We start from the raw sequence: 21,967 nt of genomic DNA on the forward strand, positions 1-21,967 counted from the left end.
GCTGCGGGGCAGAGCCTTGCGGGCTTGCCGCAAGAGCGGCTCTTGCTTGTTTGCGACGACGTTATATCGGCCAGTGCCTATGAAGCGCAGGGCTATGCTCTGGCGACGGAATTGCCCGAAGCGGCGGCGGGCGCGCTTGTCTTTGTGCCGCGGGGGCGGCTTGAGGGGCGGGTGATGTTTGCCCGCGCCGCCAAGATGACGGGGGGCACATTTATCGTGGACGGCGTGAAGACCGACGGTGTGGACAGCCATTTTAAAGAGCTGCGCAAGCGTGGCACCTGTGGCGCGGCCTACAGTAAGGCGCATGGCAAGATTTTCAGTTGCGAGCTGGGGGAGGAGGCTGCGCAAGACTGGCTTGAGGCGGGCCTCGGCGACCAGAATGCGGACGGTTTTTTCACGGTTCCCGGTGTCTTTTCTGCGGACAAGGCGGATGAGGGCTCGCGGCTTTTGGAGGCTGTTCTGCCTGAAAAACTCGGCAAGGAAGTTGCCGACCTTGGGGCGGGCTGGGGTTATTTGTCTCGCGCTATCCTGACGCGCCAGACGGTCGAGGTTTTGCATATGGTTGAATCCAGTCATGCGGCGCTTGAGTGTGCAAAGGCAAATACGGCTGATGCGCGCGTTCAGTTTCACTGGGCGGATGCGACCCGCTGGCAGCCGCGGGCTTCCTTGGACAGTGTTGTGATGAACCCGCCATTTCACACCGGACGTAAGGGCGTGCCCGAGCTTGGGCAGGCCTTTATTGCCTCGGCGGCGGCGGCGCTCAAGGGTGTTGGGCACCTCTATATGGTGGCGAACCGTCACTTGCCTTATGAGGAGGCCTTGCGCGCGCGCTTTGGCTTTGTTGAGGAACTGGACGGCGGCAACAGCCGCTTCAAAATTCTTCATGCGGCTAAGCCATCTCGCAAGCGCTAGGTTTTTGCGCTAACACTGCCGCCAGATTTGGCAAAGATTCGAACGAAGGAGCGAGAGATGTCGCTTTCGATCAGTGGAAAAACGGCGATTGTTACGGGGGCGGCGAATGGCGTTGGCCTCGCGATTGCGCGACATTTTGTCGACAAGGGTGCAAACGTTATGTTTGCCGATATGGATGATGAGGCGCTGACAAAAGAAGTTGGTGTTCAAGACGAGGACAGCCAAATCCGCGCCTTTGCTGGCGATTTGCGCGAGAAGCTGACGCTGGCAAACCTTCTGTCCGCGACGATTGATGCGTTTGACCGCGTTGATATTCTGGTCAATGCCTCGCGGCAGGTTGTGACGTCTGATCCGCTCAATCCGGATGATGACGCTGTGCAAATGTCACTGGAGCAAAACCTGATGGCCTCTTTGCGCCTCAGTCAGCTGATTGCGAAACGGATGATCAAGCAGGCCCATGACGATGACAATGACAGGCCTGCCGGGTCGATCATCAACCTGTCGTCCATTCTGGCGCGGCGGGCGCATCCTGAGCTTATGGCGCTGTCTATTTCTAACGCAGCTTTGGAGCAGATGACACGCTCGCTCGCTGTGGCGCTGGCGCCCGAGCGGATCAGGGTCAATGCGGTTGCGATGGGGTCGGTTATGAGCGCAAGTTTGCAAGAGCACCTGAAAGACAACCCTGATTTTCGCTCTGTGATCGAGAACGGCACACCCATGGGGCGGATCGCCAGCCCGACCGAGCTTGCTGAAGTGGCGCAGTTTTTGGCCTCTGATGGGGCCGGGTTTATGACAGGGCAGGTGCTCACGGTAGATGGCGGGCGCACGTTGCTTGACCCTGTGACAGCGCCTGCGCACTGAGGAGAAGAGCATGAGTGATATGCAAGACGAGAAAGCCCAGGCGAGCGCATGGTTTCGCAGCCTGCGTGACGATATTGTCGCCAGCTTTGAAGGCATTGAAGACGCTTTTGGTGGCGATCAGCCGGCGGGGCGTTTTGAGGTGAGTGAAACCACGCGCCAGTCGGATGACGGCTCTGATGCGGGTGGGGGCCTTATGAGTGTGATGCGCGGCGGGCGCGTGTTTGAGAAGGTCGGGGTGAATATTTCGACAGTTTTTGGCACGCTCGGCAGCCGCGCTCAGGCGGCCATGGCTGCGCGCAAGGGCCTTGCGGGTATGGCAGAAGATCCGCGTTTTTGGGCCAGTGGGATCAGTCTTGTGGCTCATATGCAGAACCCGCATAGTCCCGCTGTCCATATGAATACGCGGATGTTCTGGACGCCGCATGGCTGGTGGTTTGGTGGTGGGTCCGACCTTAACCCCTGTATCGAATATGCTGAGGATACGGCACATTTTCACGCGGTTCAGAAAGAGCATTGTGACAGGCATGGCGTAGAGCATTATCCACGCCTGAAGGCTTGGGCGGACGAGTATTTCTATATTCCCCATCGCAAGCGGGCGCGGGGCGTTGGCGGCATTTTTCTGGATGATCACAACACGGGCGATTGGGCCGCTGACTTTGCCATGATCCAAGATATTGGCCGTGCTTTTTTGCCTGCGTTTGTGCCTTTGACCGAAAAGCGCATGGCGCAGCCTTGGGGCGCGGCCGACAAGGATGCGCAGCTTGTGCACCGCGGCCTCTATGCGGAGTATAATCTCGTTTATGATCGGGGCACGAAATTTGGCCTTGAAACGGGGCATGACGCCAACGCGGTTTTGATGAGTTTGCCGCCCTTGGCGAAGTGGATTTGACTTGGATCAATTCTAACATTCGGCGAATCGAATACTTTAGATATTGAAGGAAACGCGCTCAAACTTGACCCTGCTTTTACTCTGTGGAGGCCTAACAAGCATGAGACATTTCTTTTTGACATCCACCACTGCGTTGGCGCTCGCTTCTGGAAGTGTCGCCTTTGCCAATGATTTGCGCAATGAGGCGCTGGAGCTTTTTGCCCCCCTGCCTTCCACGATTCCTGCGTTGAATGCCAACCCTGTCACGCCTGAGAAGATTGATCTTGGCAAAGCGCTGTTTTTTGACCCGCGTATGTCGGCGTCGGGTGTTTTTTCCTGCAACTCGTGTCACAACCTTGCCACAGGCGGTGACGACAATATGCCCACCTCTATTGGGCACGGCTGGCAGAAAGGCCCGCGCAACTCGCCCACTGTGCTGAACTCGGTCTTTAACGAAGCCCAGTTCTGGGACGGGCGCGCGCCTGATCTTGCCGAGCAGGCCAAAGGGCCGGTTCAAGCGGGAGTCGAGATGGCCAATACGCCTGATAACGTGGTCGCGACGCTCAACTCTATGCCGCAATATGTGGAGTGGTTTGAGGCGTCTTTCCCTGACGAAGCGGAGCCTGTGAGCTTTGACAACTTCGCAAAGGCGATTGAGGCCTATGAGGCCACACTGATCACGCCTGCGCCCTTTGATGCGTGGCTCAATGGGGATGATGCGGCTTTGGACGAGATGGAAACAGCAGGCCTTGGTTTGTTCATCGACAAGGGTTGTGCCTCCTGCCATAGCGGGGTCAACCTTGGCGGCAACGGCTATTATCCCTTCGGTCTGATCGAAAAGCCGGGGGCGGATATTCTGCCTGAGGGCGATAAGGGGCGCTTTGCCGTCACAGAGACAGCCGATGATGAATATGTCTTTCGGGCCTCGCCGCTGCGCAACATCGACCAAACTGCGCCTTACTTTCATTCGGGTATTGTATGGGACTTGAAAGTTGCCGTGCAGGTGATGGGGGAAAGCCAGCTGGGTGAGGATCTGACGGAGGATGAGGCCGATAAGATCGTTGCTTTCCTCGGCAGTCTGACAGGCGATATGCCTGAGGTGGTCTATCCGGTCCTGCCTGCCGAGACTGCGGCGACGCCAAGGCCGACGGGTGAAGTGAAATAAACCAGACGGGCCAGCATAGAGCTGGCCCTTTTTCTTTTGCGGCGAGGGTTAGAGGCCGCGCACCGTATCAATCATAAGCTGCACATTTTCGGGGTCGGCGTCAGGTGTGATCCCGTGACCGAGGTTGAAGATATGTGGGCCATTTTTCAGCGCATCAACGATTTTGCGGGTTTCGCGCACAAGATCGTCGCCGCCTGTGACCATATGTGAGGATTTCAGATTGCCCTGCACGCAGCCGCCCGTTTGCACGTTGGCGGCGGCCCACTCGGCTGTGACGCCATCATCAAGCGCGATACAGTCGGCGCCGATCGCCTCATGAAGGCCGACATAGCGCTCGCCTGCTCCACGGGGGAAGGCGATCACGGGTGTGTCGGGATGCAAGGCTTTTAACGCAGCCGTGATCTCGGCGGCGGGCTTTACCGCGTAGTTGATAAAGTCGTCTCCTTTGAGAGAGCCTGCCCAGCTGTCAAATATTTTAACGACTTCCGCGCCTGCTTTGATCTGCTCAGAGAGGTAGAGGATGGTTGCGTCGGTGATCCGCTTCAGGAGCGCTTCAAATACCTCGCGGTTGCCGTCTTTGAGGGCGTGTGCTGGGCCTTGATCCGGCGTGCCGCGGCCAGCGATCATATAGGTTGCCACCGTCCAGGGCGCGCCCGCGAAGCCTATGAGCGTTGTCTCTTCGGGCAGCTCGCGGCTGAGGAGCTTCACGGTTTCATAAATGGGCGCGAGGTGCTCGTGAATTGCATCGGCGGGCTTCAGCGCATCAAAGCCTGCTTTGTCAGTGATTGTGGAGAGGCGTGGGCCTTCGCCAGTGACAAACCAGAGGTCGGCGCCAAGGGCTTGGGGCACCAGCAAGATATCGGCGAAGAGAATCGAGGCATCAAAGCCATAGCGGCGGATCGGCTGAAGTGTGACTTCGCAAGCCAGCTCGGAATTGTAACACAGCGAGAGGAAATCACCGGCCTCGGCGCGCGTGGCGCGGTATTCGGGGAGATAGCGACCTGCTTGGCGCATCATCCAGATCGGCGGTGTTTCAAGCGTTTCGCCCGCCAATGCGCGCAGGATTTTCTTTTGCTGGGCCATGTGACTCTCCTCTTCGGTCCGTCTCTCGTCCCTTGGCTGCGGCGCGATGTCAAGCAAGAGCCGCTTGAAAGGACAATGCGCCGCGTCTAACAGGGGGTATGGTAAAACAACTTCCCACCCCCGCCGCACCCCTCAAGATCGGCACGCGCGGCTCTCCGCTCGCGTTGGCGCAGGCTTACGAGACTCGCAAACGCTTGGCTGATGCCTTTGATTTGCCGCATGAGGCCTTTGAGATTGTCGTGATCAAGACTACGGGCGATGATGCGGCACTGATTGCCAAGGACAAACCTTTGAAAGAGCTTGGTGGCAAAGGGCTGTTTACCAAAGAGATTGAAGAGCAGCTTTTGGACGGCAGCATTGATATTGCTGTTCACTCGATGAAGGATATGCCGACGCTTCAGCCAGCGGGGCTGTTGCTTGACACCTATCTGCCACGGGAAGATGTGCGCGATGCGTTTGTGTGTCTTAAGTATACGTCGCTGGCCGAGGTGCCTGCAGGCGCGGTCATGGGCAGCTCTTCTTTGCGGCGCCGAGCGCAACTGGCTGTGACGCGGCCCGACCTTGCGCTTGCCGAGTTTCGCGGCAATGTGCAGACGCGCCTGAAGAAGCTGGAAGAGGGCGTTGCGGATGCAACATTTCTTGCTATGGCAGGGCTGACGCGGCTTGGCATGATCGGGCAGGTGCCTGCGACGCCTGTGGAGGTCACGGATATGCTTCCTGCTGTGGCGCAGGGCGCAATCGGGATCGAACGGCGGGGCGATGACAGCCGCGTGGCGGATATGCTGGCGGCGATTCATCACAGAGAGACAGGCCAGCGGCTCGCGGCGGAGCGCGCCTTTTTGGCGGCCTTGGATGGCTCTTGCGAGACGCCTTTGGCGGGGCTGGCGGACCTTGACGGCGGCACGTTGCGCCTGCGTGGCGAAGTATTACGCCCTGACGGGAGCGAGGCGATCAACGATGATCAGAGCGCTCCTGTCGAAGATGGTCCCGCGCTTGGCCGCGAGATGGCGGCAAAGCTGCTTGCGCAAGCTGGCAAAGGCTTCTTTGACTGGCGCACATGATCACGCGGACGCACACCAAGGGCGATGCGCCGTCTACGGCTGTCTACTCGGACTGCGAACGCTATCGCTATCTTCTCACGCGCATTTGGGAGCCAGAGGGGCGCAAGGCGCTTTTTATCATGCTCAACCCCTCCACCGCGACCGAAGTGCAGAACGACCCGACCGTTGAGCGCTGTGAGCGGCGGGCGCGGGCGCTTGGCTTTGGCGGTTTTCGGGTGACCAATATTTTTGCTTGGCGCGATACAGACCCCAAGAATATGCGCGCAGCAGAAGAGCCGGTTGGTGCTGAAAATGACGCGACGATTGCGCAGAGTTGTGACTGGGCCGATCAGATCATTGCCGCATGGGGCGCGCATGGCGAACACTTGCAGCGCGGTCAGGCTATGGAAGCGTTGTTGCGCGACAGGGGTTTGCCTGTTTTTCACCTCGGGCTGACAAAGGCGGGTCACCCCAAGCATCCGCTATATATCGCTTATACAGAGCAGCCTGTGCGCTGGTTCTAAGGGGGAATTATGAGGGAGCAGTCCGAAGCCGAGATGAAACACGCGATCGAGCGTCTCACGCAGGAGCTTGAGCGGCTCAACACACATCGCTTTGTGCGCGTGCATAGCTCGACCTGGCGGTTGCTCTCGTTTCAGTTCATGCGCGGTTTGGCCTTTGGTCTTGGGTCTGTGATCGGCGCGACACTTTTGGTTTCGACGCTCGTATGGTGGGCCTCGCAGATTGAGTTCATTCCTGTGATCGGCGGGTGGGCACATCAACTTGTCGAGGACGTGCAAAGAACCCGTTAACCACTTGGCACGAATAGCTTTGACCCAAGGCAGCAGCTCTGGCCTAATACGGCCGGTAAGTTGTGGAGTTTGGTTATGCTGTTTCTTGCTGGAGTGATGGGCATGGCGCTTGTTGGCGCAACTGTCTTTATTGGCTTTGATGCTGGGGACGAAGACGACGAAGCTTCTCTGCCAAATGCCCCGCAGGATACCACGATTGAACATCTGATCACATCTGGAACATCTGAAAGTGAGGCGCTTGAAGGCTCCGAGGGTGCCGACCAGATGAACGGTTATGGTGGCGCGGATACGCTTGATGGCGGGTCTGGCCGCGACGATCTACACGGGTGGACCGGTGACGACATTTTGATCGGCGGTGCTGGGCAAGACACGCTTCATGGCGAAGATGGTCAAGACAGTCTGATGGGCGGCGATGATGCGGACGCCCTCTATGGGCATAATGGCGACGATGTGCTGATGGGCGGCGCGGGCGACGATATGCTTCAGGGCAGTGCTGGTCAGGATATTTTGTTTGGCGAGGAGGGCGCGGATGCTCTGCATGGCGGCCTTGGCGACGATACGTTGATTGGTGGCGCGGGGCAGGACACGCTTTTTGGTGGCTGGGGAAACGACTTAATTGATGGCCGTGAAGAAGGCGCTGCTGAATTAGACTATGTAAACGGCGGCGACGGGGACGACCGGCTCATTGCTGGGGGGTATGATATTGTCACCTCTGGTATCGGGCGTGACGATATTGTGATTGGAGACTGGATCGCCCAAGGCGAAGAGGCTCACATCCACGATTTTGATCCACTGGAAGACAGGCTGATCATTGTTTTTGACGGTCAAAACAATGGTGAGGTTGAGCCCGATATAACAATTGCCCGTGACGGAATTGACCCAGACGTGAGCCATATTCTGATGAATGGAGAGATGATTGCAGCGGTTCAATCTGATTTGGCATTGAGCGTGAGTGATGTTCTGATTATGGCCCAAAGCGACGCGGCTCTGTTTTTTGGGGCTGGTGAAGTGCTTCCTGTGATCTGAGGCGCTTTTCTCACAGGGGTGGCTTGATGCCGGCTCGCGACGGGTGGGCACAAAAAGCTTTCCAACGCCACAAATTATGCCTATACGGCGCTCTTGCAGTGCTGTTTTGCAGCAGTGCGAATCCTATGGACCTTGCTGGACGACATCCCGGCTCGTGCCCGAACCCTTAACTCTAAAGGAGATCCCGATGTCGATTACTGTTGAAGAAAAAGCACGCGTCATGAAAGAGTTCGCCACCAAAGAAGGCGATACAGGCTCACCCGAAGTTCAGGTTGCTATCCTGACATCGCGTATCACGACGCTCACAGAGCATTTCAAGACCCACAAAAAAGACAACCACGGCCGCCGTGGTCTTCTTAAGATGGTTGCACAGCGCCGTAAGCTGCTCGACTTTCTGCGTGGCAAAGAAGAGGCCCGCTATCAGGACCTCATCAAGCGCCTTGGCATTCGCCGCTAAGACAGGCGCCAAGTCAAAAATTGTAAACGCGCTCCTTTGGGGCGCGTTTTTTATGCCGCCTGTGCCTGCCAAATGTCTTAGCGTGAGCGGTCTACGCGTCTGATCAGGTTGGCAAGTTGTTGTCCAATGACGGTGCTGGCTTTTTGAGAGGGGTGGATCATGTCCAGCCCGTGAAAGCTGCGGTCGCCTGCGGGCACAAGCTCTGCGATTGAGTGAAAAAAGACGCCCTCGTCCTGCTTTGCAAGCGTTGCGAGCCTTGCTTCAAATGTGTCGCCTTCATCTTTGCAGTTTTCAATCGGCGACTCCATTTCGGGACTGCGTAAATATCCCACATAGATGACCCGCGCGCCCGTCTTGCGGATGTGCTGCACGAGGCTGACAACATCGCCTTTATCCGCCTCAGCCGTGATCATTCTGTTCATACGCCGCTCGCAGCGCGCACAGCCACACCCGAACATCAGGTCATTGCCGCCGCCAGTGATAATCACCCAATCATATTGCTCGCGGTCACGAAACTGACTGGAAATACGCAGACCCAATGCGCCGGTGACAGGCAGGCCATAAATGATCCGTGCGCCTGAAATGGATCTGTTGAGAACAGGTTCGCCAAGACTTGCTTCAAGGGAGTCGGCAATGGATTTGCTTTCGTTGCGATGCCACGCCATGAGGCTGTCGCCGATTGCAAGAATGCGGGGTTTGTCTTGCGCATGGGCGCGCTGTTGCGAGGCCACGACGGACAGGAAAACACACAGGATCAATAGACTAAAACGGGATATCATAAGCACGCTCATACCAACTGGCACAAGTCTCGACAATTTTGCCAATAAAATCCACAGCTGGTTTTAAAACACTGTGTTGCAGCTGTGGTGGGATTCACTTGTCTCACGGCGTAACTCCTGCAATATGGCCCCGTCGAGAGACCCCACTTGCACCGGGGAACAGGGGCTGGAAAACTTGCAACAAAGGGTCCAGTTCATGGCGCAAAAAGTCATTCTTATTCATCACGGCGACAGCCATCGTAAAGACCGAGCGGCCGACCAGCTTGAGCAGCTGGGCTATGATGTTCAGCACTTTCATCTTTATTCTGGCGATACTCTTCCAGCATTTGACGCGGATGTTGCGGGCACTGTGATTTATGGCGGCAAATACTGCATCACGGACATTCCTGATATGCCGTTTTTACAAGATGAAATCCGGTGGCTTGAGCGCTGTATGGCCGCAGGTTTGCCTGTGCTTGGAATGTGTCAGGGCGCGCAGATGATTGCACATATTCTCGGGGCAGAGGTCGGCCCGCTTGACGGAGAGCCTTGCGAATTTGGGTATTACGAGCTTGAGACGTTGGATCCTGCGTTCATGCCTGAGGGCTTGCGTGTGCCGCAGGCGCATTTTCACGGGTTTGGCCTGCCTGATGGGGCAACACTTCTGGCGCGCAGTGCTGGCTTTCCCAATCAGGCGTTTCGCTTTGGAGAGAAAACCTACGGGTTTCAGTTTCATCCAGAGGTGACGAAGCAGATGTTTCAGGATTGGCAAGATGCGCCTTGGACGGCAGCCCATACGCAGCGCAAAGGCGTGCAAAGCCGGGCGGAGCAAGACGCACTCGCCGATGAGGCGCAGATCGCGGTTGATCCATGGTTTCGGGATTTTCTCACCAAATTGTTTGGTCCTGCGTCGTGAGCTTGGCCACGAAAGGCCTTTTGATCACGCTGGCTGGCGTATTAGTGATTTCGCCTGATGTGCTGTTGGTGCGCTTGATTGAGGCAGATACGCTGACCAAGCTTTTTTGGCGCGGCCTTCTGAGTGGCGTGGTTATTCTGCTGGTTTGGGGCGTTTTTTTACAACGAAAGCCGATGCGAGAGGTGGTGCGGGTCGGGCGCAGTGGTTGGGCGTTGGCCGCTATTTTTGCGCTGGGCACGTTCTGTTTTTTATACGCTGTGGAAAAGACCCAAGCGGCAAATGTGCTTCTGATTTCCGCAACGTCGCCCGTCATTGCGGCGCTGATCTCTATTGTTGTCCTCAAGGAGCGTGTGGATCGGCTGACCTGGGTCGGGATTGGCGGGGCTTTGCTGGGTGTATTTGTGATTGCTGCGGGCAGTGTGGGAGAAGGGGGCGACCTTCTTGGAGACATGGCCGCATTTGGCGGCGCTGTATCGCTGGCGCTGACGTTTTCGATTGCCCGCGCGCAGAAGGATATCAGCATGGTCCCTGCGATGGGCCTGTCGGGTTTGCTGACCGCCTTAGTTGCGGGGCTGTTTGCGCCAAGTCTGTCTGTGCCTCAGGAGAGCTGGGTCTATATGGCTTTGCTTGGCGCGGGTGTCGTTCCACTTGGCTTTGGTCTGCTGACTACGGGCCCACAATATATTGGTGCGGCGGAAGTGAGTTTGATCTTGTTGCTGGAGGCACTCTTGGGGCCTGTGCTTGTCTGGTGGGTGATCGGGGAGTTCCCCGGGCAGGCGGCCTTATGGGGCGGGAGTATCATCCTTTCGGTGCTGGCTGGCGTCAATCTGCTCCGCCTGAGGGCACCCGTTCGGGGGTAGGCTTATAAAGCTTTCAAATCTTGCAGAACTCCTGTATGCCGCGCCTTATCTGAGAGGTTGCGCCACGGCCCTAGCGCTTCAATCAGGATAGAAAAGGGCCGGCGGCAATGGGGCCGCCATTCAATCTGGAGACACGGGATACGCCCGTGAGCGCTCCGACACAGGAAACGAAAATGTTTAACATTACGAAGAAGACCATGGAGTGGGGCGAAGAAACGCTCACACTCGAAACGGGCAAAGTTGCCCGTCAAGCGGATGGCTCTGTCATCGCGACCCTCGGCGAAACATCTGTCATGGCCAACGTGACATTCGCCAAGAAGCCGAAGCCGGGCCAAGACTTTTTCCCGCTGACGGTTCACTACCAAGAGAAATACTATGCGGCCGGCAAAGTGCCTGGCGGCTTTTTCAAGCGCGAAGCGCGTCCGACCGAAAAAGAAACACTGACAGCCCGCCTGATCGACCGTCCGATCCGCCCGCTGTTTGTGCCTGGTTTCAAAAACGAAGTTCTGGTCATGTGCACCGTGCTGAGCCACGATCTTGTCAACGACCCTGACATGGTTGCGATGATTGCGGCCTCGGCTGCTCTGACTATTTCTGGTGCGCCGTTCATGGGCCCAGTGGCTGCAGCCCGTGTTGGCTATGTTGATGGCGAATATGTGCTCAACCCAACAGTTGATGATATGCAAGACCTGCGCCAGAATCCTGAGCAGCGCCTTGACCTTGTTGTTGCGGGCACAAAAGACGCCGTGATGATGGTTGAATCTGAAGCCTATGAGCTGACCGAAGCAGAAATGCTCGGTGCGGTGAAATTTGCGCACGACAGCATTCAGCCAGTGATCGACTTGATCATTGATCTGGCAGAATCGGCGGCTAAAGAGCCGTTTGACTTCCAGCCCCCAGAATACACGGAGCTATATGAAGCGGTAAAAGCGGCAGGCGAAACAGCCATGCGCGCAGCCTTTGCTTTGACAGACAAGCAAGAGCGCACAACGGCAGTTGCTGCGGCCCGCACCACGATCATGGATGCGTTGACAGAAGAGCAGCTTGAAGATGCGAACCTCGGTTCGGCTCTCAAGAAGCTCGAAGCTGGCATCTTGCGGGGCGATGTTGTGAAAACAGGCAAGCGGATCGACGGTCGCGCGCTTGATACTGTGCGTCCGATTGTATGCGAAACAGGCCTTCTGCCGCGCACACACGGTTCGGCATTGTTCACACGTGGCGAAACACAGGGCCTCGTTGTCACAACGCTCGGCACCGGAGATGACGAACAGTTCATCGACGCGTTGCACGGCAACTTCAAATCGAACTTCCTGCTGCACTACAACTTCCCTCCCTATTCGGTCGGTGAAGCGGGTCGCGTGGGCCCTCCCGGACGCCGCGAAATCGGCCACGGCAAGCTGGCATGGCGCGCGCTTCAGGCTGTTTTGCCTGCTGCAACTGACTTCCCTTACACCATCCGTCTGGTGTCAGAGATCACAGAATCAAACGGTTCGTCGTCCATGGCGTCTGTTTGCGGTGGCTCACTTTCGATGATGGATGCGGGTGTGCCGCTCAAGTCTGCGGTTGCTGGTGTTGCGATGGGTCTGATCCTTGAAGATGACGGCTCCTATGCTGTTCTGACAGACATCCTCGGCGATGAAGATCACCTCGGTGATATGGACTTCAAAGTTGCAGGGACGGCCGACGGCATCACCTCGCTTCAGATGGACATTAAAGTCGCAGGCATCACGCAAGAAATCATGGAAAAAGCCCTCGACCAAGCGAAAGCGGGCCGTCTCCATATTCTCGAAGAGATGAACAAGTCGATTGATGGCGCACAGGATTTCTCAATCCACGCTCCACGCATCGAGACCATGCAGATCCCAACGGATAAAATCCGCGAAGTGATCGGCTCGGGCGGCAAAGTCATTCGTGAGATCGTTGAAGTCTCTGGCGCGAAAGTCGACATTAATGACGAAGGCATTATCAAGATTGCGAGCCCGAATGGCGAAGCGATCAAGAAAGCCTACGACATGATCCACTCGATTGTGGCAGAGCCGGAAGAAGGCCAGGTCTATGACGGTAAAGTTGTGAAGATCGTCGACTTCGGCGCCTTCGTAAACTTCTTTGGCAAGCGTGACGGCCTCGTCCACGTGAGCCAGATCGAAAGCCGCCGCTTGAACCATCCTTCAGACGTTCTGAAAGAGGGCCAAGACGTGAAAGTGAAGCTCTTGGGCTTTGATGATCGCGGCAAAGTGCGTCTTTCCATGAAAGTGGTTGATCAGACCACTGGCGAAGAAATCGCGCCAGAAGCGCCTAAGGGCAAAGACGAGGACGAGTAAGTCTTTGTTGGCCTGAATTTGGAAGCTCCCGCCATATGGTGGGGGCTTCTTTTATTTGATATGGTCTGCAAATTGAGGGCGGAGAAGACATATTTTGGAAGCTGTAACCATTATTTCTGTCGCCTATCAAAGCGGCGCTGTGCTGCCTCAAATGCTGGGCTCTATCCCGCCCAAGACCCCTGTTGTCATCGTCAACAATTCACAATCTGATGAGACTGAAATAGCCGGAATCGCTCACGACTTTGGCGCGCAACTTGTGCAAAGCGGCATAAACGCTGGATTTGGGACCGGTTGTAATATCGGAGCGCAAAAGGCCGAAACTGATTATCTTCTGTTTCTCAATCCTGATGCGTCCCTGACGCCTCAGACGTTGAACGCTCTGTTAGAGGCCTCCACGCGCCATCCTTTGGCGTCAGCCTTTAACCCCGTCATTCGCGGGCTGTCTGGCAAGGCCAGATTGCGCAAGCGCAGCCGAGTTAAGGCAAGTTGGTTCAAGCGGGCGGGCGCTTTGCCAGAAGACGACTGTGAGGTCACCGGTCTCTCTGGTGCAGCCCTATTTGTGAGACGGGCCGATTTTGAAGCGGTTGGTGGATTTGACCCTGATATTTTCTTGTATCATGAGGATGAAGACCTCTGTTTTCGCCTGCGCCAGTCCTGCGGCCCTTTGATGTTTGTTCGCAAAGCTGAGGTTCATCATATTGGCGGTGCTTCAACGCCCAGTTCGCTGAATACGGTTGCGTTCAAAGGCTGGCACATGGGCCGCTCTGGCGCTTACGTCGCGCGAAAAAACAGTAAGCTTGGAGGCTATGGATGGGCGCTCGTCAAAGCACTGCTTCAGCTCGCGTCGCCTCTCTGCTGGATTTCACGCAGAAAGCGTGTAAAGCAATATGCAATTCTTCGCGGTGTGTTGAGCGCGGCGCAAGATGACGGACACGGATTTAAGGATACCCCATGGCACGATTGAACCGACGCATTTGGCTCTGGCTGAAAGACCTCCAAGGGAAAACCCGTGAGGTTTTTGACGTGAACGGAGTGACGGTGACTGTGCCGCGCGATGCCGATGGAGATTTGCGTTATGTTCTTGAAAAGGGGCGGCCTTATGAAGCCTCCGAGGCCTATCTGATTTCTAAATATATGCCTGTCGGAACCAATGTTGTTGAGTTGGGTGGCTGTATGGGGGTGATCTCGGCGGTCATCCGCAATCAGATTGGCCCAGATGCGCGCCATATTGTTGTTGAAGCACGCCACGATTTGGCCCAGCTTGTCACACTTAACGCGAGCAGGAATGCCAGCCCTGACAAGGTCAAGGTTGTTGAAGCTGCGATTGATTATTCGGGGGCCGAAACGGTCAGCTTTGCGGTCGGGCGCAACGCCCATGTGGGGCGCGTCAGTGCGGAGGGCGGTAAGAGCAGCGTTACGGTTTCGGCCACTACATTGCGCGCGGTTGCAAAGCCTATGGGCGGCGAAAAATTCGCGCTTGTGTGTGATATCGAGGGTGCCGAGACAGACCTTGTTGCCAAAGAAAGCGACATCTTCACGCAGATCGACCTTGCCATTATCGAGCTGCACCCGCACCAATATGCGGCGGGGCAACAAGCGATTGACGAGATGGTTGCCACACTTGCGAGCCATGGCTTGCAACGTGTTGAGCAAGTCGAAAATGTTGTGTGTTTTCTGCGCGCCTGAAGGCGACAGGCGATAAAGTTAAAATTTTCCCCGTTGTTTAATGAGCCATTTGGTGCAGAGTTGCCCGCGTAACTGGTTATTTTTTGGGAGGGGACGACTTATGAAGAAAATGCTCGCAGAGTTTATAGGCACATTTACACTTGTTTTATTTGGTTGCGGGGCTGCCGTCATTGCGGGGGCTAATGGCACAACAGGGATCGGGCGGAGTGAGACAGCCCGTCACCCATGACGCTTTCAACTGGGCCGCATTACTCTGGTGTGGCCCTTTTATTGAGCGCTATTTACCGCGAATTTTGAGTGTGAAGCTGCGGTCAGCGCCTTCGGGGGGCTTGGGAAACGGTGCCGCGCGCGAAATCACTTTGAGCGCAGCCCGATCCAACGCAGCAGAGCCTGAACTCTTTACAATAGAAACCGAGGCAAGGCCGCCTCCCGCCGCAATCGTAAAGCGCACAGTGGCCGAGCCTTTGCTTGCAACGCGGGGCTTTGGCACGCGCGAAATTTTGCGCATTACTTTTCCCGCGTAGGTCTTGGCTGCTGCGTTTCCAGCGGCTTTGGTCTTGGCTGTGCCTGTTGATTTGGGAGCTTTGGCTGCTTTTTGCGTGCCGTCTTGCGCGCCTTTGCGGCTCTCTTGTTGCCCGCCTTTTTTGGGCAGGGGTTTTGCCTTTTGTTTCGGCACCTCTTTGGCCTCGGATTTTTTCTCCAGAGCCTTTGGCCTTTGGACAGGGCGGGGAGACTGCGTCACGGCTTGTGCGGCGGCAGGCTGCGCTTCGCTCGCGCTTGGGGTTTGTGCGGGCAGGGCCGCCACTGTTGGGGCGCTTTGGGCTGTTTTGGGTGTCACGGCCTGTGCAGGGAGCGGCGCGGCAGAGACCGCTTCTGCGCTCTGCGCAGGCATAGGCGCAAGCACCCCTGTTGTCATGTCCTCAAAGCTGTCGCCTAGGCGGGTCTCGCGCGCTCCGCTGGCCCCCTCGGTCTCTGCTTTGGTCGTGGTTGGAGTATATTGCCATAAGAGAGCCGCGTGAAGCGCAAGGGCTGCCAGCAAGGCGGCTCCTTTTGCGATGGACGACGAAGCAATCATGGCAAGGCCTTCTCAGTGACAAGAAGGATGGCGCCTGCGCCTGCGGCCTTGAGGGCTGAGGCGGTCTCAACAAGGACCGCCGCTGACACCGCGCGGTCAGGCACAAGGCGCACAGTGGCGCGCTCGGCTTGGCTTGCACCTGCGATATATGCGTCTGGAGTTATGTTTTCTGCGCGAAAGCTGAGCTGCCCCTCTGCGTTCAAGACCAGCGCATCTGGAGGGGCTGCTCCTTCAAGGCCAGCAGTATCAACCAGCTTTAAGTCGCCCTCAAGCGGCGCAGCAAGCGTGCCTGCAATCAGAAAGAAAATCAGCATCAGAAACACAATGTTGATCAATGCAATTGTCGGCTCGCGGCGGCTTGTGGTCTTGGACTTTCGAAGTGATGTTTTCATGTCTCACCCCGACGTCAGGACAGTAACAGACAGCCCGTCAAAGCGGCGCAGGGCCACAAGCAGGTCGGTCAGTCTCTGGGCTGTCACATTGGGTTTGAGCGCAACAAGTAACCGCTGCTCGCCGTCAGGCAGGCTGAGCGCCTCAAGGCCCTGCACGACCCCGTTCACAGTCAGGATATCTGGCCCCAGTTGAACAAAGAGCGGCGGCGTATTGGCGGCGCTCCCAGCGTTTCCAGCGGCGACAAGCTCGACCTCGGCATAGCGAGAGAAGGTCGAGGAGAGCATAAAGAAAAGCAACAGAAGGAAGATCACATCAATGAGCGAGGTCATTGAAAGGCGTCTGCGTCTGCGGGCCGCTCTAAGCATCGGCCTTAGGCTCACGCGGCGCACAGATCGTCTGGATCGCGGTGTCTGCAAAGACGCGCTCGCCATCCATTCGCGCTTCAAACCAGCTGAGAATCATCGCTGTTGGCATCGCGACGGCAAGGCCCACAGCTGTGGTGAGGAGGGCGACCCAGATGCCCCCTGCCAAGAGAGACGGGTCGACTTGGCTGCCTGCGGACTGGAGCGATTGAAAAGCATCAATCATTCCAAGCACCGTGCCAAACAGCCCCAGAAGCGGCGCAAGCTGGGCGACACTGTCCAAGGCGCGAAAACCGCTCTCAAGCTTTGCAAAATGCGCTTCGGCCTCTGCGGCAAGGCGTTCGCGTGGGGCAGCGGCAAAGCCTGAGGCAATGAGCGGTGCAAGGTAGCTACGGGACTGCTTCAGAGCGCTCTCGGCTTCACTCAACTGGCCGTTGTCCCAAGCCGCGATGGCGCGACGGAGGGCGCTGTGCTTGCCGACAGACGAGGCATGGAACTGCCAGAGCTTGTAGAGGACAAGCGCAAGCGTCAGCACCGAAACCCCCATCAGGATCATCACGACAGGCCCGCCAAGTTCGGCCACGCGGGTGAGTGAGGCGAACAGGCCAGTCATCCCAGAACCTTAATATCTGTGCGGCTGCGCAGGTTTAACCCGTCCATACAAGCCGTCTTGGCGAGGGTGTCTGCTGTGCAGCTTGTGGTGCCGTTGAACAGGATTTGGCCCATATCGCTGCACTGGGTCTGGGGCAGAACAAACTGGCGCACACGCGGGCGCGCGGCGGGCAGCTCGCCCATGTCAAACAGGGTGAGCCGTATAACGGCGCCGCTGGTGTCAAACAGCACAGTTTCAAAAACTGCTTGCTGAATGTCTTCGGTATGGCCGTTGATCAATACAAAAGAGAGCTGGCAGCCGTCGTTTGTCTGGCTCGCGGCATTCAGCTCTATATCAAGATTCTGGCCGACAGGGGCCTCTTCGGCAAGAGAAACACTGGCAAAAAAACATAAACAAATGGTCAGGAGCGCGCGCATTGAAGCCTCACTTCACGTCAGGGAATAATCGCAGGCACCCTGCCTCAAACGCGCGCGCACATAAAGACTGAATCGGCAGTCATCTGCGCGCCGCAAGTGTTACGGCGCGCAGACTTTGACTTAGGACGGCGCTTTTGTTGTGCGCAGGTAGGGGAAGACGGTTGTGAATTCGCCAAACTTTGCAGTGGCGTCCTGATCCGAAACGCTTGTCGGGATGATCACATCCTGCCCGGCTGTCCAGTTGGCAGGGGTTGCAACGCCGTTGCCGTTGGCCATTTGAAGGCCATCGAGGGCGCGCAGAACTTCGGCGAAGTTGCGGCCCACATTCATTGGATATGTCATAGACAGCTTGAGCTGTTTGTCTGGCCCGATGATGAAAACCGAGCGCACAGATGCGCTGTCGGCGGCTGTGCTGCCATCAGGGAGGTAAGCGTCGGCTGGCAGCATATCAAAGGCTTTGGACACTGCGAGGTCTTCATCTGCAATGATCGGGAAGCCCGCTTTGGCGCTGGCATAGCTTTCGATGTCTTTTTTCCAACCGTGGTGCTCTTCTACGCTGTCCACGGACAGGCCGATGACCTTGCAGCCGCGTTTGTCCCATTCGTCAGCAAGCTGTGAGACAGCGCCGAATTCTGTTGTGCAGACGGGAGTGAAGTCTTTTGGGTGCGAGAAGAGAATCGCCCAGCTGTCGCCGATCCAGTCGTGAAACTTGATTTCGCCCTTGTCTGTTTGGGCTGTGAAGTTAGGGACGATGTCATTAATGCGAAGGCCCATAGCGTGGCTCCTTTTGTTTGAGGGGGTCATTAAATTCTAATTTCAGAATGTATATATTCACGTTGCGTCCGAGTGAAAGGGGCGACTTGCAGCAAATGCAATGGGGTGACAAAGTGCCCCAAATTCTTGGGAGAATGATCATGATCGAGAAACGCGACTTTTACATCGGCGGCCAATGGGTAGCCCCTCAGGCTGGCAAAGACTATCAGGTTATTGACCCGTCCACGGAAGAGGCTTTTGCCGTTATTTCATTGGGCGGACAGGCAGACACAGACGCAGCTGTGGCCGCGGCCAAAGCGGCGCTGCCGGCGTGGATGGCAACACCCGTTGAAGAGCGGATCGCGCTGGTTGAGACGCTGCTCGAAGTTTACAAGCGCCGTGGCGATGAAATGGGCGAGATGATTGCGCAAGAAATGGGCGCGCCTGTGGATATGGCGAAGTCCTCACAGGTGGGTGCGGGCACGTGGCATTTGTCAAACTTTATTCGGGCGGCGAAGAGCTTTGAGTTTGAGGCGCCGCTGGGCGATCACGCGCCGAACGACCGGATTATTCACGAAGCCGTTGGCGTTGCGGCGCTGATTACGCCTTGGAACTGGCCGATGAACCAAGTCACGCTCAAGGTTGGTGCGGCGGCGATTGCGGGTTGCACCATGGTGCTCAAGCCCTCCGAAGAGACGCCGCTGGATGCGATGCTTTTTGCCGAGATGATGGACGAAGCGGGCTTCCCTGCTGGTGTGTTCAACCTCGTGAACGGCGACGGCGTTGGCGTTGGAAGCCAGCTAACGGCGCATGAAGATGTGGACATGGTGAGCTTCACAGGCTCCTCGCGCGCGGGCAAGCTGATCTCTAAATCAGCGGCTGATACGCTCAAGCGCGTCTCGCTTGAGCTGGGTGGTAAGGGCGCAAATCTGGTCTTTGCCGACGCCGACGAAAAGGCCGTCAAGCGTGGCGTTCTGCATATGATGAACAACACCGGCCAGAGCTGTAATGCGCCGAGCCGTATGCTTGTGCAGCGTGATATCTATGACCAAGCCGTTGAAACGGCTGCGGACGTTGCAAATAAGGTGTCTGTGGGCCCCGCAAGTGAAGCTGGCCGCCACATTGGCCCTGTGGTCAATGCGGTGCAATGGGGCAAGATCCAAGATCTCATCCAGACCGGAATCGACGAAGGCGCGCGGCTTGTTGCGGGCGGTGTCGGGCGCCCCGAAGGGCTGAACAAGGGCTTCTATGTGCGCCCCACTGTCTTTGCGGATGTGACCCCTGACATGACCATCGCGCGCGAAGAAATCTTCGGGCCGGTGCTGTCGATCATGGCGTTTGACACCGAGGAGGAGGCTGTTCAGATGGCCAATGATACGGTTTATGGCCTGACAAACTATGTGCAGACTCAAGACGGCGCGCGGCTCAACCGCATGGCGCGAAAGCTGCGTTCTGGCATGGTCGAGATGAACGGTCAGGGCCGTGCGGCGGGCTCGCCTTTTGGCGGCATGAAGCAGTCGGGCAATGGCCGCGAAGGCGGCAAATGGGGGCTGGATGACTTCCTCGAAGTGAAGGCTGTTTCGGGCTGGTCGAACGAGGCTTAACGCATAAAACAGACCAGCGCGCGGTCGGGTTAACGGCGCGCTGGTGGCCCAAAAACGGGGGGGTGATATGCGTGCACAACCCGTGCACCATGCGTGCACCCCCCAATCGTTAAAATCTGTTAACAGAATCCGGTTAACGCAGCGTGCGCTCCAGGGCTTTTACCTGACGTAAAGTGCTCGCTTGCACGCAAATCTGAGACGGGGTGAAGCGAACCTGACGGGACGTATCAGGTGGCTGTTGTTCGTCCGAAGCGGTCGGTTTCCGAGCGTATTTACTCCGCAACCTCCATAAGTTATCTTCCCTTCAAATTCGTCTTTACGTGTGAACATTTGCAAAAAGGTTAAACTGGTATTGATTTATTGATGACTGATGAATTGTCTTCGTGCGTGCTACCTACCCTGTACATATTTCTTGATGAAGGTGGGAATTTCGACTTCTCTCCGACGGGTTCGAAGTATTTTACTCTTACTTGTGTCAGCCTATACCGCCCATTTACACTTCATACAGTGCTTGACACGTATAAGTACGACCTCATCGAGCACCGGCTAGATCCGCGTATCGAAATGGAATATTTTCATTGCGCTGATGATAACAAGTTCGTTCGAGGCAAGGTTTTCTCGATGCTTGCTAGTTCGGTTCCGCATGACTCAGTAGATTCAGTCGTCATTGAAAAGCGTAAAACTGGCCCAGCTTTACAGCCACCAGAAAAATTCTACCCCAAAATGTTAAGCTACCTACTTAAGTATGCTGTCGAAAAGGCCCCGCACGGGGTTGGTGAAGTTGTAGTTATAACCGACAGAATACCTGTTGCGAAAAAGCGCAATGCTATCGAAAAGGCGGTAAAGATTCTTCTGGTAAGTATGCTTCCAGCAGGCACTCCGTACAGGGTTATGCATCACTCTTCCCGAGCGCATTATGGCCTGCAAATTGCCGACTACTTTAACTGGGCAATTTATCGCAAATGGGAGCAAGGTGACGACAGATCGCACAAAACAATTGCGCATCAGATTCGAAGTGAGTTCGACATCTTCATGAAAGGTAGCCGACATTACTATTGATGAATTGACCCCTCCGACTACCTTGCGGAGAACCCCTTGGGTTCTTATCATCGGAGGGGAACCTTTAATTTTATATATATGCATAGACTTGCTAAAATCAAGTTAAGAGTGGTTCGGTTCGTCTGATAGGTTTCCGACGCCTCCTACTGGGCCAGTGTCGCGGACGGGACCAATGCCCCGCAACTTTGCAAACTCCGGTCCCTGCGCAAAGCGGAGGCTTGGTCTTTCGTTCAAGCGACACAAGCGTCAGCGGCTGGCTGGCTTGCATCAAGTGCAGAGGTCTAAAACGGGGCTTTGGCAAAAAATCTCATGCCTTTGCCGCCGTCGGGGTGACGCAGGCGCAGGTCTTCGGCGTGGAGCATCAGGCGGGGGTGGGCCTCGGGGTTTTCCGAATAGAAGGGGTCGCCAAGGATCGGATGGCCGAGGGCGAGCATATGGACGCGGAGCTGGTGGCTGCGGCCCGTCTTGGGAAAGAGGCGCACGCGGCTCTCTTCATCCGTGGCTTTCAGCACTTTCCAGTCGGTCTGGGCCTGTTTGCCTGTCTCGTGACAAACCATCTGCAAAGGCCTATTTGGCCAGTCGACAATCAGCGGCAAATCAACCGTGCCGTCCTTGGGCGCGAGCCGCCCATAGACCCGCGCGATATAGGCTTTCTTCGTCTGGCGCTTTTCAAACTGAAGCCCCAAATGTCGCTGCGCATGGGGCGTGGCCGCAAAAATCATCACGCCCGATGTGTCCCGATCCAGTCGATGCACAAGAAGCGCGCCCGGAAAGGCGGCTTGCACACGGGCGATCAGGCAATCAGCGAGATGCTCGCCCTTGCCCGGAACGGAGAGCAGGCCCGAGGGCTTGTTGACAGCAATCAGTTCGTGATCCGCATGGAGGATGTCCAGCGGATCAGAGGGGGGATTGTAATCACTCGACATG

The 21,967-nt window shown here is 56.5% G+C and carries 25 protein-coding genes; 16 read left to right on the forward strand and 9 right to left on the reverse strand.

Annotated elements, in window-relative coordinates; all coding sequences use genetic code 11:
* The 4 genes from ACTF58_RS03990 to ACTF58_RS04005 all read left to right on the forward strand — a co-directional run.
* Positions 1-912: class I SAM-dependent methyltransferase (locus tag ACTF58_RS03990; RefSeq protein WP_438990672.1), on the forward strand; the 912-nt coding region annotated here is incomplete at its 5' end.
* Positions 913-969: 57 nt separating this feature from the next.
* Positions 970-1,773 (forward strand): SDR family NAD(P)-dependent oxidoreductase, encoded by an 804-nt coding sequence (locus ACTF58_RS03995; RefSeq protein ID WP_438990673.1) that lies wholly within the window; start codon positions 970-972, stop codon positions 1,771-1,773.
* Positions 1,774-1,783: 10 nt separating this feature from the next.
* Complete coding sequence (gene hemF, locus ACTF58_RS04000; RefSeq protein ID WP_438990674.1) at positions 1,784-2,662, forward strand: oxygen-dependent coproporphyrinogen oxidase; 879 nt, start codon at positions 1,784-1,786, stop codon at positions 2,660-2,662.
* 100 nt (positions 2,663-2,762) lie between these two features.
* The gene (locus ACTF58_RS04005) at positions 2,763-3,806 is read left to right on the forward strand and encodes a cytochrome-c peroxidase (protein ID WP_438990675.1); all 1,044 of its coding nucleotides are present in this window, start codon (positions 2,763-2,765) and stop codon (positions 3,804-3,806) included.
* A 48-nt stretch (positions 3,807-3,854) separates the two neighbouring features.
* Here ACTF58_RS04005 and hemE read toward each other — a convergent pair whose 3' ends face one another.
* Positions 3,855-4,889: a uroporphyrinogen decarboxylase gene (gene hemE / locus ACTF58_RS04010; protein WP_438990676.1), complete on the reverse strand. Its 1,035-nt coding sequence runs from the start codon at positions 4,887-4,889 to the stop codon at positions 3,855-3,857.
* A gap of 98 nt (positions 4,890-4,987) precedes the next feature.
* Between hemE and hemC the strand changes: the two genes are divergently transcribed.
* The 5 genes from hemC (at position 4,988) to rpsO (ending at position 8,224) form a co-directional block, all read left to right on the forward strand.
* A complete protein-coding gene (gene hemC / locus ACTF58_RS04015; protein WP_438990677.1) occupies positions 4,988-5,950 on the forward strand; it encodes a hydroxymethylbilane synthase in 963 nt (320 codons plus the stop codon).
* On the forward strand, positions 5,947-6,453 hold the full coding sequence (locus ACTF58_RS04020) for a DUF1643 domain-containing protein (protein ID WP_438990678.1): 507 nt from the start codon (positions 5,947-5,949) through the stop codon (positions 6,451-6,453). Before hemC ends, ACTF58_RS04020 begins: the two co-directional genes overlap by 4 nt.
* Positions 6,454-6,462: 9 nt before the next feature.
* The gene (locus tag ACTF58_RS04025; protein WP_438990679.1) at positions 6,463-6,741 is read left to right on the forward strand and encodes a DUF5665 domain-containing protein; all 279 of its coding nucleotides are present in this window, start codon (positions 6,463-6,465) and stop codon (positions 6,739-6,741) included.
* A gap of 75 nt (positions 6,742-6,816) precedes the next feature.
* Positions 6,817-7,767 carry a calcium-binding protein gene (locus ACTF58_RS04030; RefSeq protein ID WP_438990680.1) on the forward strand — a complete coding sequence of 317 codons (951 nt, stop codon included), beginning with the start codon at positions 6,817-6,819 and terminating at the stop codon, positions 7,765-7,767.
* Between the two features lie 187 nt (positions 7,768-7,954).
* Positions 7,955-8,224, forward strand: coding sequence for a 30S ribosomal protein S15 (gene rpsO / locus ACTF58_RS04035; RefSeq protein WP_298801643.1), 270 nt, complete (start codon positions 7,955-7,957; stop codon positions 8,222-8,224).
* 77 nt (positions 8,225-8,301) lie between these two features.
* On the opposite strand, the gene ACTF58_RS04040 is transcribed toward rpsO, so the two are convergent.
* Positions 8,302-9,003: an SGNH/GDSL hydrolase family protein gene (locus tag ACTF58_RS04040; protein ID WP_438990681.1), complete on the reverse strand. Its 702-nt coding sequence runs from the start codon at positions 9,001-9,003 to the stop codon at positions 8,302-8,304.
* A 196-nt stretch (positions 9,004-9,199) separates the two neighbouring features.
* On the opposite strand from ACTF58_RS04040, the gene ACTF58_RS04045 reads away from it, so the two are divergent.
* The 5 genes from ACTF58_RS04045 to ACTF58_RS04065 all read left to right on the forward strand — a co-directional run bounded on the left by ACTF58_RS04045 (position 9,200) and on the right by ACTF58_RS04065 (position 14,765).
* Positions 9,200-9,898, forward strand: a complete 699-nt coding sequence (locus ACTF58_RS04045) for a type 1 glutamine amidotransferase (RefSeq protein WP_438990682.1) — start codon at positions 9,200-9,202, stop codon at positions 9,896-9,898.
* Complete coding sequence (locus tag ACTF58_RS04050) at positions 9,895-10,758, forward strand: DMT family transporter (RefSeq protein ID WP_438990683.1); 864 nt, start codon at positions 9,895-9,897, stop codon at positions 10,756-10,758. Before ACTF58_RS04045 ends, ACTF58_RS04050 begins: the two co-directional genes overlap by 4 nt.
* Before the next feature lie 173 nt (positions 10,759-10,931).
* The gene (pnp, locus tag ACTF58_RS04055) at positions 10,932-13,079 is read left to right on the forward strand and encodes a polyribonucleotide nucleotidyltransferase (protein WP_438990684.1); all 2,148 of its coding nucleotides are present in this window, start codon (positions 10,932-10,934) and stop codon (positions 13,077-13,079) included.
* A 94-nt stretch (positions 13,080-13,173) separates the two neighbouring features.
* Positions 13,174-14,043 (forward strand): glycosyltransferase family 2 protein, encoded by an 870-nt coding sequence (locus ACTF58_RS04060; RefSeq protein WP_438990685.1) that lies wholly within the window; start codon positions 13,174-13,176, stop codon positions 14,041-14,043.
* Entirely contained in the window at positions 14,031-14,765 is a 735-nt protein-coding gene (locus ACTF58_RS04065) for an FkbM family methyltransferase (protein ID WP_438990686.1), read from the forward strand. The genes ACTF58_RS04060 and ACTF58_RS04065 overlap by 13 nt, the downstream gene beginning before the upstream one ends.
* Before the next feature lie 277 nt (positions 14,766-15,042).
* Here ACTF58_RS04065 and ACTF58_RS04070 read toward each other — a convergent pair whose 3' ends face one another.
* From ACTF58_RS04070 to ACTF58_RS04095, 6 genes are all read right to left on the reverse strand, one after another.
* Positions 15,043-15,804, reverse strand: a complete 762-nt coding sequence (locus ACTF58_RS04070; protein WP_438990687.1) for a TonB family protein — start codon at positions 15,802-15,804, stop codon at positions 15,043-15,045.
* A 32-nt stretch (positions 15,805-15,836) separates the two neighbouring features.
* Positions 15,837-16,232 carry an ExbD/TolR family protein gene (locus tag ACTF58_RS04075; RefSeq protein ID WP_438990688.1) on the reverse strand — a complete coding sequence of 132 codons (396 nt, stop codon included), beginning with the start codon at positions 16,230-16,232 and terminating at the stop codon, positions 15,837-15,839.
* A gap of 3 nt (positions 16,233-16,235) precedes the next feature.
* Complete coding sequence (locus ACTF58_RS04080; protein ID WP_438990689.1) at positions 16,236-16,598, reverse strand: biopolymer transporter ExbD; 363 nt, start codon at positions 16,596-16,598, stop codon at positions 16,236-16,238.
* The gene (locus ACTF58_RS04085; protein ID WP_438990690.1) at positions 16,591-17,208 is read right to left on the reverse strand and encodes a MotA/TolQ/ExbB proton channel family protein; all 618 of its coding nucleotides are present in this window, start codon (positions 17,206-17,208) and stop codon (positions 16,591-16,593) included. The genes ACTF58_RS04080 and ACTF58_RS04085 overlap by 8 nt, the downstream gene beginning before the upstream one ends.
* A complete protein-coding gene (locus ACTF58_RS04090) occupies positions 17,205-17,624 on the reverse strand; it encodes a hypothetical protein (RefSeq protein ID WP_438990691.1) in 420 nt (139 codons plus the stop codon). The genes ACTF58_RS04085 and ACTF58_RS04090 overlap by 4 nt, the downstream gene beginning before the upstream one ends.
* Positions 17,625-17,744: 120 nt before the next feature.
* A complete protein-coding gene (locus ACTF58_RS04095; protein WP_438981415.1) occupies positions 17,745-18,398 on the reverse strand; it encodes a peroxiredoxin in 654 nt (217 codons plus the stop codon).
* 140 nt (positions 18,399-18,538) lie between these two features.
* On the opposite strand from ACTF58_RS04095, the gene ACTF58_RS04100 reads away from it, so the two are divergent.
* On the forward strand, positions 18,539-19,981 hold the full coding sequence (locus ACTF58_RS04100; RefSeq protein WP_438990692.1) for an aldehyde dehydrogenase family protein: 1,443 nt from the start codon (positions 18,539-18,541) through the stop codon (positions 19,979-19,981).
* Between the two features lie 363 nt (positions 19,982-20,344).
* A complete protein-coding gene (locus ACTF58_RS04105; protein WP_438990693.1) occupies positions 20,345-21,040 on the forward strand; it encodes a DUF3800 domain-containing protein in 696 nt (231 codons plus the stop codon).
* Positions 21,041-21,321: 281 nt separating this feature from the next.
* Here the strand turns inward: ACTF58_RS04105 and ACTF58_RS04110 are convergent, their stop codons facing one another.
* Positions 21,322-21,966 (reverse strand): RluA family pseudouridine synthase, encoded by a 645-nt coding sequence (locus ACTF58_RS04110; protein WP_438990694.1) that lies wholly within the window; start codon positions 21,964-21,966, stop codon positions 21,322-21,324.
* Position 21,967 lies beyond the last annotated feature (1 nt).

It is taken from the genome of Lentibacter sp., from assembly GCF_965657785.1.
Lineage (GTDB): Bacteria > Pseudomonadota > Alphaproteobacteria > Rhodobacterales > Rhodobacteraceae > Lentibacter.

Excerpts from the sequence above, each read along its gene's own strand:
- ACTF58_RS03995 (WP_438990673.1), top strand. The coding sequence starts at position 970 with ATGTCGCTTTCGATCAGTGGAAAAACGGCGATTGTTACGGGGGCGGCG.
- hemF (WP_438990674.1), top strand. The coding sequence starts at position 1,784 with ATGAGTGATATGCAAGACGAGAAAGCCCAGGCGAGCGCATGGTTTCGC.
- ACTF58_RS04005 (WP_438990675.1), top strand. The coding sequence starts at position 2,763 with ATGAGACATTTCTTTTTGACATCCACCACTGCGTTGGCGCTCGCTTCT.
- hemE (WP_438990676.1), bottom strand. The coding sequence starts at position 4,889 with ATGGCCCAGCAAAAGAAAATCCTGCGCGCATTGGCGGGCGAAACGCTT.
- hemC (WP_438990677.1), top strand. The coding sequence starts at position 4,988 with ATGGTAAAACAACTTCCCACCCCCGCCGCACCCCTCAAGATCGGCACG.
- ACTF58_RS04020 (WP_438990678.1), top strand. The coding sequence starts at position 5,947 with ATGATCACGCGGACGCACACCAAGGGCGATGCGCCGTCTACGGCTGTC.
- ACTF58_RS04025 (WP_438990679.1), top strand. The coding sequence starts at position 6,463 with ATGAGGGAGCAGTCCGAAGCCGAGATGAAACACGCGATCGAGCGTCTC.
- ACTF58_RS04030 (WP_438990680.1), top strand. The coding sequence starts at position 6,817 with ATGCTGTTTCTTGCTGGAGTGATGGGCATGGCGCTTGTTGGCGCAACT.
- rpsO (WP_298801643.1), top strand. The coding sequence starts at position 7,955 with ATGTCGATTACTGTTGAAGAAAAAGCACGCGTCATGAAAGAGTTCGCC.
- ACTF58_RS04040 (WP_438990681.1), bottom strand. The coding sequence starts at position 9,003 with ATGATATCCCGTTTTAGTCTATTGATCCTGTGTGTTTTCCTGTCCGTC.
- ACTF58_RS04045 (WP_438990682.1), top strand. The coding sequence starts at position 9,200 with ATGGCGCAAAAAGTCATTCTTATTCATCACGGCGACAGCCATCGTAAA.
- pnp (WP_438990684.1), top strand. The coding sequence starts at position 10,932 with ATGTTTAACATTACGAAGAAGACCATGGAGTGGGGCGAAGAAACGCTC.
- ACTF58_RS04065 (WP_438990686.1), top strand. The coding sequence starts at position 14,031 with ATGGCACGATTGAACCGACGCATTTGGCTCTGGCTGAAAGACCTCCAA.
- ACTF58_RS04075 (WP_438990688.1), bottom strand. The coding sequence starts at position 16,232 with ATGAAAACATCACTTCGAAAGTCCAAGACCACAAGCCGCCGCGAGCCG.
- ACTF58_RS04080 (WP_438990689.1), bottom strand. The coding sequence starts at position 16,598 with ATGCTTAGAGCGGCCCGCAGACGCAGACGCCTTTCAATGACCTCGCTC.
- ACTF58_RS04085 (WP_438990690.1), bottom strand. The coding sequence starts at position 17,208 with ATGACTGGCCTGTTCGCCTCACTCACCCGCGTGGCCGAACTTGGCGGG.
- ACTF58_RS04090 (WP_438990691.1), bottom strand. The coding sequence starts at position 17,624 with ATGCGCGCGCTCCTGACCATTTGTTTATGTTTTTTTGCCAGTGTTTCT.
- ACTF58_RS04095 (WP_438981415.1), bottom strand. The coding sequence starts at position 18,398 with ATGGGCCTTCGCATTAATGACATCGTCCCTAACTTCACAGCCCAAACA.
- ACTF58_RS04100 (WP_438990692.1), top strand. The coding sequence starts at position 18,539 with ATGATCGAGAAACGCGACTTTTACATCGGCGGCCAATGGGTAGCCCCT.
- ACTF58_RS04105 (WP_438990693.1), top strand. The coding sequence starts at position 20,345 with ATGACTGATGAATTGTCTTCGTGCGTGCTACCTACCCTGTACATATTT.
- ACTF58_RS04110 (WP_438990694.1), bottom strand. The coding sequence starts at position 21,966 with ATGTCGAGTGATTACAATCCCCCCTCTGATCCGCTGGACATCCTCCAT.